General features: G+C 58.6%; 15 protein-coding genes and 1 pseudogene. 8 read left to right on the forward strand and 8 right to left on the reverse strand.

Annotated features, from left to right (window positions below; all coding sequences use genetic code 11):
• Positions 1–44: 44 nt before the first annotated feature.
• Entirely contained in the window at positions 45–989 is a 945-nt protein-coding gene (locus AC06G5_RS12695) for a LysR substrate-binding domain-containing protein (RefSeq protein WP_413428569.1), read from the reverse strand.
• A 181-nt stretch (positions 990–1,170) separates the two neighbouring features.
• On the opposite strand from AC06G5_RS12695, the gene AC06G5_RS12700 reads away from it, so the two are divergent.
• The 3 genes from AC06G5_RS12700 (at position 1,171) to AC06G5_RS12710 (ending at position 4,712) form a co-directional block, all read left to right on the forward strand.
• Positions 1,171–2,400: a CaiB/BaiF CoA transferase family protein gene (locus AC06G5_RS12700; protein WP_480459595.1), complete on the forward strand. Its 1,230-nt coding sequence runs from the start codon at positions 1,171–1,173 to the stop codon at positions 2,398–2,400.
• Positions 2,397–3,191: a methylmalonyl-CoA decarboxylase gene (gene scpB / locus AC06G5_RS12705; protein WP_480459596.1), complete on the forward strand. Its 795-nt coding sequence runs from the start codon at positions 2,397–2,399 to the stop codon at positions 3,189–3,191. Before AC06G5_RS12700 ends, scpB begins: the two co-directional genes overlap by 4 nt.
• Positions 3,192–3,359: 168 nt before the next feature.
• Positions 3,360–4,712: an SLC13 family permease gene (locus tag AC06G5_RS12710; RefSeq protein ID WP_413428572.1), complete on the forward strand. Its 1,353-nt coding sequence runs from the start codon at positions 3,360–3,362 to the stop codon at positions 4,710–4,712.
• A gap of 20 nt (positions 4,713–4,732) precedes the next feature.
• On the opposite strand, the pseudogene AC06G5_RS12715 reads toward AC06G5_RS12710, so the two are convergent.
• Positions 4,733–4,930 (reverse strand): annotated as a pseudogene (locus tag AC06G5_RS12715) (amidohydrolase); the annotation flags it as partial.
• Between the two features lie 124 nt (positions 4,931–5,054).
• Positions 5,055–6,164 carry an NAD(P)/FAD-dependent oxidoreductase gene (locus tag AC06G5_RS12720; RefSeq protein ID WP_413428573.1) on the reverse strand — a complete coding sequence of 370 codons (1,110 nt, stop codon included), beginning with the start codon at positions 6,162–6,164 and terminating at the stop codon, positions 5,055–5,057.
• 178 nt (positions 6,165–6,342) lie between these two features.
• Between AC06G5_RS12720 and AC06G5_RS12725 the strand changes: the two genes are divergently transcribed.
• Positions 6,343–6,921 carry an NAD(P)H-dependent oxidoreductase gene (locus tag AC06G5_RS12725; RefSeq protein ID WP_413428574.1) on the forward strand — a complete coding sequence of 193 codons (579 nt, stop codon included), beginning with the start codon at positions 6,343–6,345 and terminating at the stop codon, positions 6,919–6,921.
• 135 nt (positions 6,922–7,056) lie between these two features.
• Complete coding sequence (locus tag AC06G5_RS12730; protein WP_413428575.1) at positions 7,057–7,440, forward strand: MerR family transcriptional regulator; 384 nt, start codon at positions 7,057–7,059, stop codon at positions 7,438–7,440.
• 17 nt (positions 7,441–7,457) lie between these two features.
• On the opposite strand, the gene AC06G5_RS12735 is transcribed toward AC06G5_RS12730, so the two are convergent.
• Positions 7,458–8,669 carry a patatin-like phospholipase family protein gene (locus AC06G5_RS12735; protein ID WP_480459599.1) on the reverse strand — a complete coding sequence of 404 codons (1,212 nt, stop codon included), beginning with the start codon at positions 8,667–8,669 and terminating at the stop codon, positions 7,458–7,460.
• Between the two features lie 573 nt (positions 8,670–9,242).
• Here AC06G5_RS12735 and AC06G5_RS12740 point away from each other — a divergent pair.
• The gene (locus tag AC06G5_RS12740) at positions 9,243–9,629 is read left to right on the forward strand and encodes a YkvA family protein (RefSeq protein ID WP_413705044.1); all 387 of its coding nucleotides are present in this window, start codon (positions 9,243–9,245) and stop codon (positions 9,627–9,629) included.
• Positions 9,630–9,877: 248 nt separating this feature from the next.
• Here AC06G5_RS12740 and AC06G5_RS12745 read toward each other — a convergent pair whose 3' ends face one another.
• The gene (locus AC06G5_RS12745) at positions 9,878–10,096 is read right to left on the reverse strand and encodes a GDCCVxC domain-containing (seleno)protein (protein WP_413428578.1); all 219 of its coding nucleotides are present in this window, start codon (positions 10,094–10,096) and stop codon (positions 9,878–9,880) included.
• Between the two features lie 147 nt (positions 10,097–10,243).
• On the opposite strand from AC06G5_RS12745, the gene merR reads away from it, so the two are divergent.
• Both merR and AC06G5_RS12755 read left to right on the forward strand, forming a co-directional pair.
• On the forward strand, positions 10,244–10,642 hold the full coding sequence (gene merR, locus AC06G5_RS12750) for an Hg(II)-responsive transcriptional regulator (protein ID WP_480459600.1): 399 nt from the start codon (positions 10,244–10,246) through the stop codon (positions 10,640–10,642).
• A gap of 231 nt (positions 10,643–10,873) precedes the next feature.
• Positions 10,874–11,701, forward strand: coding sequence for a hypothetical protein (locus AC06G5_RS12755; RefSeq protein ID WP_480459602.1), 828 nt, complete (start codon positions 10,874–10,876; stop codon positions 11,699–11,701).
• Positions 11,702–11,850: 149 nt separating this feature from the next.
• Here AC06G5_RS12755 and arsH read toward each other — a convergent pair whose 3' ends face one another.
• Genes arsH through AC06G5_RS12770 form a run of 3 tightly spaced genes read right to left on the reverse strand, consistent with a single transcriptional unit; the run spans position 11,851 to position 14,341 of the window.
• The gene (gene arsH, locus AC06G5_RS12760) at positions 11,851–12,546 is read right to left on the reverse strand and encodes an arsenical resistance protein ArsH (RefSeq protein WP_413428168.1); all 696 of its coding nucleotides are present in this window, start codon (positions 12,544–12,546) and stop codon (positions 11,851–11,853) included.
• Between the two features lie 11 nt (positions 12,547–12,557).
• Positions 12,558–13,028, reverse strand: coding sequence for an arsenate reductase ArsC (locus tag AC06G5_RS12765; protein WP_413428169.1), 471 nt, complete (start codon positions 13,026–13,028; stop codon positions 12,558–12,560).
• A gap of 29 nt (positions 13,029–13,057) precedes the next feature.
• Complete coding sequence (locus tag AC06G5_RS12770) at positions 13,058–14,341, reverse strand: arsenic transporter (protein WP_480459603.1); 1,284 nt, start codon at positions 14,339–14,341, stop codon at positions 13,058–13,060.
• Between the last annotated feature and the right edge of the window lie 2 nt (positions 14,342–14,343).

Genomic DNA, 14,343 nt, shown 5'->3' on the forward strand with positions numbered 1-14,343 from the left:
GGGGAATTGCGAGAGGCAGGAAACGACCCAATATAGATAGTCCGTCAGTAGTCTTGGAGGTTCTTTCCTTTGACCAGTTCATCGGCCCACCCCGGCTGCCGCTCGAATTCCTCGAACAGCTCGAAAATGGTCGACTTGACCTTCTGCACGGCATTGCTCTCTACAACCGTGTCATGCCAGCACAGCGAAAGATCCCGCTTGAACAGTCGATGATCGATCCTGGCCAGCTTGAGCCTGTGTTGCACAAGCTCAACATGGGCCGCGGCCCACGGCAGGATCGTGACACCGAGCTGCGCCTTGACGGCTGAGAACAACAGGTCGGTGGAGTTGGCTTCGAATTCAACCTCGCATTTCAGGCCGGCTTCCTGCAGTGCAAATTCGACCCGACTGCGAATGGAGTTCGGAGCACAAGGCAGCACCAGCGGCATCTTCGCCAATGCCTCAATCGACACCGGTTCATCCGATAATGGAAATTCCGGCCACGCCACCAAGTACAACGTTTCGGTTAACAGCCGCCGGAAAGCCATGCCCCGGGTTTCGACCGCATCGACATTCACCGCCAGAGCCACTCGCCCTACCGTGATCAGACGTCCGAGTTCGGCGCTCGGAGAATCGATCAATTCCAGCTTGATACCCGGATAACGGCTGCGAATTGTGCGCGCGAGCGGAATTGCCAGCATGCGCGCCGTACTCGACGGCATGCCGACCGAGACTTTGCCTCGCGGGAATTCGGCGTCCTGGCGCAGCAGTTCCTGGGTGCCGTCGGCCTGGCGCAGCAGTTCGATGGCATGCCGATAAAGCGTTTGCCCAGCCGCCGTGGGAACAACGCCATGCACACTGCGCTCGAGCAGTTGCATGCCCATGTCCTGTTCCAGATTGCGCATCTGCTGGCTGATGGCTGGCTGCGCGATATGCAGCGTTTCACTGGCGCGGGTGATGTTCCCGCACTCGACCACCTTGATGAAATACCGCAACTGGCGCAGGTCCATGTGTACCCTCCCAAGCCATAGGATTTTCCGATGAGATTAGAGGAATATCATATTTGAAGGATATGAGATACGGCGCCTAGACTCGTCTCACAACACGAAGCGCTAACGGTCGTCAGAGGCGAACAGCGCTTCAAAGGCCTTGGCGCAATGGCCCGTATTCAACCCTTCAATGGAGAACCCTATGCAAGCTTTGCAAGGCGTGAGAATCGTCGACCTGAGTCGCGCACTGTCCGGGCCGTTCTGCACCATGGTGCTGGCAGACCTCGGTGCCGATGTGATCAAGATCGAGCCCGGCCCGACTGGCGATATGAGTCGCACCTGGGGCCCCTTCGACCGGGGCGTGAGCACCTACTATTTATCGTGTAACCGCAACAAGCGCGGCATGTGCATTGATTTGCGCAATCCCGAAGGGTTGACCACCATCCAGCAGCTGATCGATGAGGCCGACGTCGTCATCGAGAACTTCAAACCTGGCACGCTGCAAAGCATGGGCCTGGGTTATGAGGTGCTCAGCGCCCGCAATCCGCGACTGGTAATGGGCAGCATCAACGCCTTTGGCGCCGACGGGCCGATGAGCAGTTGGCCGGGCTTCGACCAGATCGCCCAAGGCTACTCGGGGCTGATGAGCCTGACCGGTTTCGTCGATGGCGACCCGACACGCACCGGCACCGCCATCGGCGATTTGACTTCGGGCATGTGGTTGGTGACAGCGGTGCTGGCCGCGCTGTTCGAGCGCGAGCGCACCGGGCGCGGCCAACACGTCAGCACGTCGCTGCTGGCCAGTCTGGTCGGGTTGCTGAGTGTGCACGGCCAACGCTACCTCAGCCTGGGGGATGTGCCGCGCCGCACCGGCAACGCCCATTCGGTGATTGCACCTTACGGCGTGTTCCAGACAAAGGATGGCCCGCTCAATCTGGCGCCGATCACCTCGGCCATGTGGCGGCGTTTGTGCGTACTGCTCGATTTGCCCGAGCTGCCGGACGATTCGCGCTTCGCCACCAATGAAGCGAGGGTCGAACGTCGTGACGAATTGAGAGTGATTCTGGAGAGTCGTTTGAAAACCCGCAGCAAACGCGAGTGGACCTCGCTGTTCGTCGAAGCAGGATTGCCCGCCGGCCCGATCAACACACTCGATGAGGTCTTCGACGACCCGCAGGTGCTGCACAGCCAACTGACCGAGACACTCACGCACCCGACACTTGGTGCACTGCGTCAGGTAGTGACCCCGGTGTTCTGCGCCACTGACAGCGTTGTCAGCCGCCCACCGCCACTGCTTGGCGAACACACCGTCGAAGTATTGCGCGAAGCCGGTTTCGACGCTGCATCAATCAACGCACTGCTCGCCGCTAAAGTAGTGTTCCAGAACTCCGATGACATGACCGGCGCGCAATCGACAGGAGCCGCACAATGAATCCAGCCTCTTCCGCAACCGTGACCGTCAACCGGGTCGATGAACGCATCGCGCGGTTGGTCTTCAGCAACCCCACACACCGCAATGCACTCAGCGCGCAACTGCTGACGGCGCTCGACGAAAGTCTTATCGCCCTCGCGTCACAACGCATCCCGGTGGTGATCCTCGGCAGCGAAGTCGGCCAATCCGTGTGGAGTGCCGGCCACGATATCCGCGAACTGCAACACGACCGCGACCCGATTGCCTATGGCAAACCGCTCGAACAGGTATTGCGCCGCATCCGCGCCTATCCCGGCGTGGTGATTGCCCTGGTGTCCGGCTCGGTGTGGGGCGGCGCGGTGGATCTGGTAATGAGCTGCGACATGGTCGTCGCGGACCGCAGCGCAAGCTTTGCCATGACGCCGGTGAACATTGGGTTGCCGTACACCACCAGTGGATTGCTGCGCTTCTTCAACAATTTGCCGATTCATGTGTTGAAGGAGATGTTTTTCACTGCACAAAAGCTCGATGCGGAGCGGGCGGAACGGTTTGGTCTGGTCAACCGCCTGGTCGACACTGATGTGCTGGAAGCGACCGCACTGGAACTGGCACACGGCATCGCCAGCAAAGCGCCGTTAGCCGTTGCGGCGGTCAAGGAGCAGCTGCGTATCCTCGAAGACCTGCAACCGATTCCGGTGCAGGCGATGGAGCAGATTGCCGAACTGCGCCGACAAGCCTGCGAAAGTGCTGACTTTGGCGAAGGACTGGCAGCCTTTGCCGAGCGCCGGCCAGCAGCATTCAATGGCAATTAGCACGACAGATTTGAAAGCTTCTGTGTTTGTACGACCGACTTCGCAGGCAAGCCACGCGTCCTCGTTTCGGCACGCTCGGCCGACGTGAGTCGATTGCTAAACATCCCGAAACAATAACAACAAGGACGGTACCTGCGGGACCGTCCGAATGCGGGGAGTCAGATTGAAATGAATAATGAAATTCTGTCGATTTTAGTGCTAGTGGTGATTTTCGGCATCGCCAGCGTGTTGCCCATCAACATGGGTGCGCTGGCGTTCGCGGCGGCCTTTATCGTCGGTTCGGTGATAATGGACATGACTTCGGCGACCATCTTCGCCGGCTTTCCCAGTGACCTGTTCCTGACGTTGGTCGGTGTCACCTATTTGTTCGGCATTGCCCAGAACAACGGCACCATCGACTGGCTGATCGAACGGGCAGTGTTGATGGTGCGTGGCCATGTCGCCTGGATACCCTGGGTGATGTTCGTGGTGGCGGCGCTGCTCACCGGTTTCGGTGCACTGAGCCCTGCGGTGGCAGCGATCCTCGCGCCTATTGCGCTCAACTTCGCCGTGCAGTACCGCATCAACCCGGTGCTCATGGGGCTGATGGTGATTCACGGCGCTCAAGGCGGCAGTTTCTCCCCTGTGAGTATTTTCGGTGGCATAACCAATCAGATCGTTGCGTCCTCCGGGCTGCCTTATGCACCGTTCACTCTGTTCATCGCCAGCCTGCTGTTCAACCTGGGGATTGCCATGGTGGTATTCGTAGCCTTCGGTGGTTTACGCAGCGCTCGCCTGTCATTGGTGGTGGCCCCGTCCGGTCCCGGGTTGCATGCTGCTGGTGCATCGCTGGCCATTCTTGGCCACGGCGGTACGCCGGCGTCCCCTGCTTATCATCGTACTGACCTGACGGGTGCCGGTGCGCCGCTACATACCCTCAGCGGCCTGGACGGGGCCAAGCTGTCGACGCTGGTCGGGCTGTTGGCCCTGGCGATCTCGGCATTAGTGTTCAAGTTCAATATCGGGTTGGTGGCCATGACGGTCGCGGTAGTCCTGGCCATGTTCGCGCCCAAGGCGCAGAAGGCGGCCATTGACAAGGTCAGTTGGTCGACTGTTCTGCTGATCACCGGGATCATCACTTACATCGGAGTGATGCAGACCATCGGTACCATCGACTATGTCGCCCATGGCATCTCCGGCCTGGGTGAACCGCTGCTGGTCGCTTTGCTGCTGTGCTTCACTGCCGCAATCATCTCGTCCTTCGCTTCGTCCACGGCGTTGCTAGGGGTGATCATTCCCCTGGCCGTGCCATTCTTGAGCCAGGGCCACATCAGTGCGGTCGGCGTGGTCGCGGCTATCGCCATTTCCACCACCATTGTCGACACCAGCCCGTTCTCCACCAATGGTGCGCTGGTGGTTGCCAATACACCCCCGCAGGAGCGAGAAAAAGTGTTGCGCAGCCTGCTGATCTACAGCGCGGTGGTTGCCCTGGTGGGGCCCTGTGTTGCCTGGTTGACCCTGGTGGTGCCCGGGGTGCTCTGAGCTATCGGGTCAGGCCCTGATCAGCCTGATGGACTCAATTTTTCCGCCATCCGCCCTGGATAATTCAGCACAAACCGGACATGTGCCTTCACCCCTGTAGCCAGGGTCGCATCGTCCACGGTGAAGTAGGGGCTGTGATTGTTCGGGGCTTTCTGCATGTCCTGGTCTGTAGGCGTTGCCCCAAGGAGCACGAACAGACCCGGCACCTTCTCTGCGTAGACCGGAATAACGGCTTCTTTTCCGATTTCTGCCTGGCACGCCTGACCGGAAGCGATCCATGGCAGCCGGTGACAGGTTGCGAGATATGGCCAGAAGAGCGCCGCTTCGAACTCAGGCTGGTGATCACGAGTGTTGGACTGAAGACAAAGACAAGTGCTCCTGCGCCTGGAAGAATCGCTCAGGACGGCATGGGTCAAGGGCAGGAGATGCCTTGTCGTCGATGATCTCCTCGCTGGCAAGTCGGCCGACTATCGCCGCCAGAGTGACGCCAGGATGCATCGAGCAAACGTACACACCGCCAATATTGGGTAGATAGCCGATGATGGGGGTGCCATCGACAGGTATTGGCCTTAGTCCGACACACGCCAACTCAGGCTCAATGGAAACAACCCCGTAGAGTTCGTTCTGGATGGCCCAGGCAGTTCGTAGTGCTATCGCTTCCGGCTGGTTTTCCAGAGCGTCTCCCAAATAATCTTCCGCCGCCAGTAACGTACCGTCCGTGCTTTGCCTCACTTCCATTTCAGGGCTGGAGATGATGGTGTTCACGAGGTTGGGTTGTGTCTTGTAGCGGATGAATATTGCAGGAGAGGCTTCTATTGGAAGGGACGCGTTCAGCGTCTCTGTCAGCTGTGTGATGCCGGTCCCTGCTGCCAGTACGACAATGTCGGCCTCAATGTTGCCCATTACGGTTTCAACTCCGATCACCTTTGCACTCCGGGTCATGAAGCCGAGCACTCGAGTCTGTGTGAAAACCTTCGCCCCATGAGCCTGGGCACCTGCGATCAAGGCATGGGTTGCTTGCACGGCGTCCAGCGCGCCTTCTTCGGCTTCATACAAGGCATGCTGAGGGGGATTCCTGAGGTTCGGCTCCAAGGCGAGAATCCGGGAGCGGGATACCAGAGTTGCCGAAGGCTGTTGACCTGAGGCGGGCGGCACTTCACCCAGGCTCGCGCTGTAAGACAGGGACCCCGTCCATCGTATCTCCAGACTGGGCAGCTCGGTTTGGAGTTGGCGGTACTCTTTGATGGCTGCAGCGCGCAACTGTGCGATGGAGTCGGGCCCGTTGTGGGAGGTGTTGATCCATGCGAAAGAGCGTCCTGTCACGCCGGACGCTATGTCTTCAGCCTCGACCAGGATGACATTGGCACCTTTGCCAGCCAGGTGATACGCCAAGGACGCGCCCACTATGCCTGCGCCAATGACAACGACTCGTTTGCCTGCACCATTCCTCATATCAACCTCCGTTCTGTCGATCTGGCGATGGTACGACAGTCGGAGGATTGATTGACGTGAGAGCCTGGTCGTTCGTGACTTCTTTGAGTGCTCGCTTCTGGCTGTTCCTGCTACCGCCCATTGACTCTCCCGTTAAGGGCACACCCTATGTTGAAAGCTCCACTTTCAGGATGCAGTGATGATGAGCAAACGAGTACTGGTGATTCTGGGTCACCCCTCAATCGACAGTTTCTGTGGTGCGTTGACCGAGAGGTATGTCGAAGCTGCAAGAAGTGCCGGGCATGATGTTCGTCTGTTACGACTGGATGCACTGAGCTTCGATCCGGTGTTGCACGATGGCTACATACAGACTCAGCAACTGGAACCCGATCTGCTCAAGGCCCAGGCCGATATCACTTGGGCTGAGCACCTGGCATTGGTCTATCCGATTTGGTGGGGGGGCATTCCGGCGTTGATGAAAGGTTTTTTCGACCGGGTATTCTTGCCCGGTTTTGCCTTCAAGTACCGCGAAGGTAAAGCCTTTCCCGACAAGCTTTTAAAGGGGCGGACGGCTCACCTGCTGGTTACGATGGATACTCCACCGTGGTACTTCAAATGGGTCTACCGCATGCCTGGCCTGCACCAGGTGCGCAAGACCACGCTGGAGTTCTGTGGCATCAAACCGTTGAAGACCCTGACGTTTGGGCCGCTGCTCGGCTCCAGACCCAACCAGCGGGAAGCCTGGCTCAAGCAAGCCGAGGATATCGCCAGTCACTGATACACACGATATGCAGCATCGTCCTTGCCAGTACTCTGCCATTTGACACCCTCGGGTTCCCGACTCCGCATCCGTATGCAAAGATGCGGCGCGCCAGTACACGCCCCCGTTCCTGTGCGAGAAAAAGGACTTTTCATGTATATCGGCAAAGCCGCCCGGTTGTCGGGCACGACCGTTAAAGCCATTCGCCACTATGAAGACATAGGCTTGCTGCCGCCGCCCCGGCGTGAAGGCAAATATCGGGTTTACAACCAGCAAAGCGTTGAACTGCTGACGTTCATCAAATGCGCTCAGCAATTGGGCTTCAAACTCAAGGAAATGCAGGCGATCCTCAAGGATCACCGGGGCCAGGAGCTGCCCTGGGATGTGGCGAACAAGGCGATCACCGACAAAAAACTGGAGCTGATGACCCGGATTCAAGGGTTGCAGAAGGTCTATGCGGGGCTGGAGGAATTTGAAGCCAGCCTCAAGGACGCCCGGTATCACTGCCAGTTTGAACATCTCGCCAAAACCGCTTGAACGATTCAGGCAATCTTTCAGCGGGTGTTTCGTAGTCTGGTGTTTTCCGAGGGCGGCGATTTATGCCACGGATAGCCCTTCGCGCTGAGTTGGAAAGCGTAATCGAATAAACGCTTCATGTACTCGCCATCGAATTTCTGATTGTGCGCAAAGTTAAAGTCGGAGCCAATGTACGCAAGATTGAAATCCGCTCCATCCTGCAGCGCCATACGGTAAATTCGCTCCAGGTCGCTGATCCCCTGAGTTTGAATCAACGCACTGATGGCTCGACCGCCGATGCTCAATGTACGGCGTTTCGTCCCGGACCACTGTGGCTCCAGTGTCCCATTGCGAATGACATAGAAATGACGTTCGAGTCGCAACGGTGCTCCGGTGGCTCTGTTCAGCGCCATCTTGGTGCCAGGTGGGTAAAGGAACACCTGAGTGATCACTCCTCCGTCCACGTGCATTTCCTGAAACTGTTTGCCGTCAACGTCCACATCGATCATCACGGGTGAGACTGCGCCGGGAATACTCATCGACGCGATCATGATGTTGCGGAAGAGGTCGAGCGCTCCCGGTGCTTCGCTAGAGGCAATGGTGCCCATGTTCCACGTGACTGGCCGCCCTGAATCAAGGTCGGTTGTGCCGATCAGCAGGATTCGTCCTTTGGCGTATTCCGTTGCAATCGCCGCAAGAATCTCCGCAGTGACGTACTTTGTAATGAGCCGTAACAGTGGCTTGCTGTCCGCTATACCGTCGCTGGCAAGACGGGTCAGCACGTTTCGCGAATGAAAAACGTCTTTTGGACCGATGGCGTTGGCGATATACCGAATGACGTCGTCGTACCCTGATCCCAGGTAAGCGAACGGGGCGAGCAGGGCGCCCGCGCTAATGCCCGTGACGACCTTGAACATGGGTCGAGTCCCATGCGTGGTCCACCCCGTAATGAGTCCCGCTGCGAATGTGCCAGCGTCACCGCCTCCCGAAACTGCCAGCATACTTGCCTGCGGCAGGACGTTGTTCGGTTTGCCAGCCCTGGCGAGAGCCTCGCTCTCGCGTTTGTTGCCCTCAATTGCATCCTGAATGAACAGAGTCAGGTCGTGGTCCAGCCAGTAGCGAGCATTTGGAATGCCTGGGATCACCGCTTTTTCCGTTAACGTTTGCGGCACAGCGTCACGGCGTGGCAATCCCCCTTGCAGGAACATGTTCAGAGTTGAGGCGCCAGGTCTTAGCGGGAATGGTTTCAAAACACCTCCTCCGGTCTCCTGTAGTCGACAGCAAGCGCGCTCATCGTGCCCGAAACTTTACCCATGGTGCCCGAGATGACTGCGCGCCAGTCGACTGCGACACGTCATTCGAACGCCAGGCAGCTCATTTTGCGCTCCTTTACATGATAAAAAAACTCATTGGCCGCGCGCTCCAGGTTCTATACGAAAGCCCTTGAAGTATCCAGGTTAATGGGCAGGGCGCGATATTCAGGACGGGTCACATCTTGAAAGGAGCAGTGTCTGCACAAACTTTCGGAGTTTCTTTGACGAGCTTCGCCATCAACTCGCGCGCGTTGTCGTGATGAATCAGAGGAGCAGACCTGCCTGCAGAGAAACGAAGTCATAGTGGCCTTGTCCCGGCCCTGCGTTTCCTGGCTTCCCCATAAACCAGACCTGGACAGGATACGGCGCGATTGGCTGACAGTTGCCCTTCGTGAGAGTCCGCTTCAGCCGTTTTCTGCCTGTCACCAAGGGCTGCAAGCAACTCATGGCAGCCGCTTTCCAATGGCGCTACGCTTGTGATCGCATCCCCCACGTTCTGATGACAACGACATGAACCGCCTTCTTTGTTGCCTGCGTGGCTGGGCCCGAAAGCTTAAACGGCAAACCATGGTGCTCCGGTTTTGTTATCAGCATCCGCAAACACCCTGGCTACCCAAGTGGGTCTCGGTTTTTGTCGTGGCCTATGCGTTGAGCCCAATCGACCTTATTCCCGATTTTATTCCAGTGCTTGGATACCTGGATGACGTGATTATTTTGCCGCTTGGCATTCTGCTTGCTGTCCGTCTGATGCCATCAGCGGTGCTGCAGGAGTGTCAGCTCAAAGCGGCGGAGTGGGAGGCTAGAGACTTGCAGTGCCCGGTGAACTGGTTTGCTGCGGTGCTCATCGTACTGACGTGGTCCATTGTCGCTATTGGGGCGTGGCGAGCGTTGGGGTGATTGGCAAAGGATCGACGCGAGTAGGGGGAGTGAAGCTGTCGTCCAGTTCGGTGAATGGTTGTAGCAGTACTTCTCCCGTCGGATCAAAACCAATGCAGGAGAGCAATGGTATACAACCAGCCGATGCAGAGAGTGATGATCAGGTAGATCACCACGAGCATCAGAGCGTAATTCCACATGACACTAACCTCCCATAATCGCGGTTTGAGGCGCGTTGGGGGCGTCTGATAAACCGAATAAACTTAAATCTATCCCGTACCACAGCATCCGCGCTGCTCCTGAATCGGCGGGCATTTCACCGTGCCAAACGAACAGAACACACAGCAGTCACCAGGATTCGGGCGTAGCAGGGTTTTGCAACTGCCACACTCGTAGAAGAACTGGCAGGCGTCCGTGGGCATGGCTTCCTGCTTGGCGAAGCCGCAATGCGGGCAGGTCAATATGGATTCGAGGATGACGGCGCTCATGGTTGCCTCACTTGTGCACGGTGGGGATTCTGAATGTCGAGCCTGATGGTTTCTGCTGGAGCCTGAGCCATCGTCTTCTCCATTGAATCGATCTAACCTAGAGTCACTCTACACTCCGTACCCGGGTACAGAATCAAGGGGCATGTGATGACAACAGGGCTGAGTATCGGCAAGTTGGCGCAAGCGGCCGGGGTGAACATCGAGACCATTCGCTATTACCAGCGACGCGGCTTGCTGGATGAGCCGGCAAAGCCGCTCGGCGGTTATCGGCACTATCTACCGGAGCAGGTCAAACGGCTGCGCTTCATCAAGAGGGCGCAGGCGCTGGGATTCACGCTGGATGAGGTGGGCATGCTGCTGACACTTGATGCGGCCTGCACCTGTAGCGAGACCCGGGCACTGGCCGTGCGCAAGCTGGCCATGATCGAGCAAAAGATGGCCGACCTTGCCGCAATGCAGCAGGTGCTGGGCGAACTGGTGCACAAATGCGATGCAGGCGACGGCGGGGCGTCTTGCCCAATCATCGATGTGTTGAACAGGGACTGATTCTTTTTTTGAACTCGGGCTGAAAGCACTTATCTAAAAAAAATGTGGGAATGTTTCCCACGTAACCATGCTGATTGGCTCTGAGGGATCGAGCGGATACCGCAGTTGCTCGTTATTGCTGCAGATTTATGTTCGGGCCGGTTGGCTGGCCGCTCCAAAGGGCGGCCGGAAACTCACTGGATATTGCGTTCAATACGGAGATGACGACGCAACTCCAAGCGGAGGTGCAACATGCTGCTCAAAAAATGTTTGTTGGCTCTGGCAATTGGCGGTGTCCTGTCGGCATCGACGATCCTGGTGCCCGATTACATCAGTAGTTTCTCCAGCGTGTACGCCAAAGATGGCGGCAGCGGTGGCGGTGGAGGCGGTGGTGGTCACGGTGGCGGTGGCTCCGGAGGCGGTGGTCACGGTGGCCACGGCGGTGACGGCGGAGGCGACCACGGTGGCAACGGCCATGGAGAGGGTGGCGATCATGGTGCTGCTGGCCATGGCGCTGACGGTCATGGAGGTCCAGGGCGTGGCGACGCTGATCATGGTGGTATGGCCGGGAACAGAGGCCCGGGCAATGCGCATGACAACGCCAATGACAATGACAATGACAACGACGCCGCCGATGCAGCGAGGGACGCTGCCCGAAACGACGCTGATGCAGCCAGGGACGCTGCCAGAGCTGATGCGGATGCAGCCCGGGATGCCGCCAAGGCTGATGCGGATGCAGCTCGGGACGCTGCAAAAGCTGCTGGCGTAGCAGGCGCCGATGCAGCCCGGGACGCTGCCCGGGCCGCGGCAGATGCAGCCCGGGATGCCGCCAAGGCAGACGCCGATGCGGCCAGGGACGCTGCCCGGGCTGCCGCAGATGCGGCCCGCAACGCTGCCAAAGTCGATGCGAAGGAAGCCAGAGAGGCTGCCAAGGTTGAGGCGAAGGAGGCCAGAGAGGCTGCCAAGGTTGAGGCGAAGGAAGCCAGAGAGGCTGCCAAGGTTGAGGCGAACGAAGCCAGAGAGGATGTGGCGGACGCCCCGGACGCGCCGGATATCGACGTGGTTGAGGTAGAGCACTAAGCCTGCGCCTGATGTAATGAGCACGGCAGGCATACCCGCAGAAAACGTCCCGGGAGTCTGAGGGACGTATCGGCAAAGAGTCGCAAGCCCTGATGCATCGGGGTTTGCGACTTTTTTCGGCTATCGAGCCAAGGGGAAGACCTCTACATTCAGATCGACCGTTGATTCACGCGCTGAGTCAGTTCCTGCGCTGATTCTTTTCTTTCCGAGTAGCGGTCAACCAGATCGGGGCGATCCCGTAGCAGCAGGGTGAATTTCACCAGTTCCTCCATAACGTCCACCACCCTGTCGTACAGCGACGAGGGCTTCATGCGATTGGCGGCGTCAAACTCCAGAAAAGCCTTTGGCACGGATGATTGATTGGGGATTGTGAACATGCGCATCCAGCGCCCCAGCACACGCAGTTGATTCACCACATTAAAGGACTGGGAACCGCCGCAGACTTGCATGACAGCAAGGGTTTTTCCCTGGGTCGGGCGAATGGCCCCCAACGCCAACGGCACCCAGTCTATTTGTGCCTTGAATACGGCGGACATGGAGCCGTGGCGTTCTGGCGAGCACCAGACCTGTCCTTCAGACCACTGCATCAGTTCTAGCAGTTCCTGGACTTTCGGGTGATCGGTGGGCGCGTCGTCCGGTAACGGCAGGCCTGAAGGATTGAAGATCCGCGTCTCGGCGCCGAAGTGCTCGAGCAACCGGGCGGCTTCTTCGACCAGCAGGCGACTGAACGACCGCGCACGAGTGGAGCCGTATAGCAACAGGATGCGCGGCTTGTGCTGGTCGTCGCGTCCATCGGCGATGGGTTGAGTCAGTGAAGTGTCGAGATTGGGCAACGGATGGGTCATGGGGGCTCCGGTTACAGCGTGGCGATGCGGTCGAGTTCCCGCTTCAGCGCATCGCGGTCAAGTTGTGCAAAAGGCAGGTCCAGGAATGCCCGGCAGCGCGCTTCAATGTGCGCCAGGGTTGAGTGGAACGCCGCCGATACCGTTGCTTCATCGCCCTTTATGTCCGATGGGTCTTCCAGGCCCCAATGCGCTTTCAGTGCCGGTCCGAAGTACACGGGGCACGTCTCGCCGGCGGCCTTGTCGCAGACCGTGATGACGATGTCCGGAGGGTTGGTTTCGAAAGCGTCATTGCCTTTGCTGCTCAAGCCGTCGATGGCAATGCCGGCCTCTTGCAGCGTGCTCAGGCTGCGGGGCAGCACCTGTCCCTTGGGGAAGCTGCCGGCACTGATCGCCTGGAAACCTTGCGGGGCGAGATGGTTGAACATGGCTTCGGACAGGATGCTGCGACAGCTATTGGCGGTACACATAAACAGAACGCGCATGGTGACTCCTCTTTGCAGTCGCTCAGGGGCTAAACGCTCAGGCGCAGGGCCAGGGCGGACAAGGTGATGAGCAGGATCGGCAGCGTCAGGACCACGCCGACCCTGAAGTAGTAACCCCAGGTAATGCGGATGCCCTTGCGCTCCAGAACATGCAGCCAGAGCAGGGTAGCCAGGCTGCCGATGGGGGTGATTTTGGGGCCCAGGTCAGAGCCGATGACATTGGCGTAGATCATGGCTTCACGTACCACACCCGTGGCGTCGCTGGCTTGAATCGACAGGGCGCCCACCAGCACCGTGGGCATGTTGTTCATGCCCGATGACAGCAAAGCCGTGAGCAGGCCGGTGCCCAACGCGGCGCCCCAGATGCCGAATTCGGCCATGTGGTTCAGGGCCATTGTCATGGAGGTGGTCAGTCCGGCGTTTTTCAGCCCGTAAACCACCAGGTACATGCCCAGCGAAAAGATCACGACGTGCCAGGGCGCTTCACGCAGCACTCGTCGGGTGGAAATCACATGCCCGCGCGCAGCGACGGCGAACAGCATCGCGGCACAGACCGCTGCGATTGCGCTGATTGGAATGCCCAGGGGTTCCAGCGCAAACAGCCCGATCAGCAACAAGGCCAAAACAATCCAGCCGACGCGGAAGGTCAGGGGGTCTCGCACGGCACGTCGCGGATCCAGCACGTCTTCCAGTGAGTAGTGCCTGGGAATGTCACGCCGGAAAAACCAGTACAGCACCGCAAGAGTGGTCGCCACGGCAACGAAATTGACCGGCACCATGATCGAGGCGTATTCGCTGAAACCCAGGTCGAAGTAGTCTGCCGAAACGATGTTGACCAGGTTGGACACCACCAGGGGCAAGCTCGCGGTGTCGGCAATAAAACCGGCCGCCATGACGAACGCCAGGGTCGACGCTGGCGAAAACCGCAACGCGAACAGGATTGAAACAACGATGGGGGTCAGGATCAGCGCTGCACCGTCATTGGCAAACAGCGCGGATACGCCGGCTCCCAGCAGTATCGTGAATACGAACAGGCGCCGTCCGTCACCCTTGGCCCAGCGCGCCACATGCAATGCGGCCCATTGGAAAAATCCGGCCTCATCGAGCAACAAACTGATGATGATGAGCGAGATGAACGTCGCGGTGGCGTTCCAGACAATGCTCCACACCAGTGGAATATCGTCCAGCGTCACGACGCCCGCAAACAGGGCCAGAACGGCTCCCAGGGAGGCGCTCCAGCCGACACCCAGGCCCTTGGGTTGCCAGATGACCAGCACCATGGTGAGCAGGAAAATGCTAAATGCAGTCAACATGC

Source organism: Pseudomonas sp. WT-JTC (assembly GCF_056711565.1).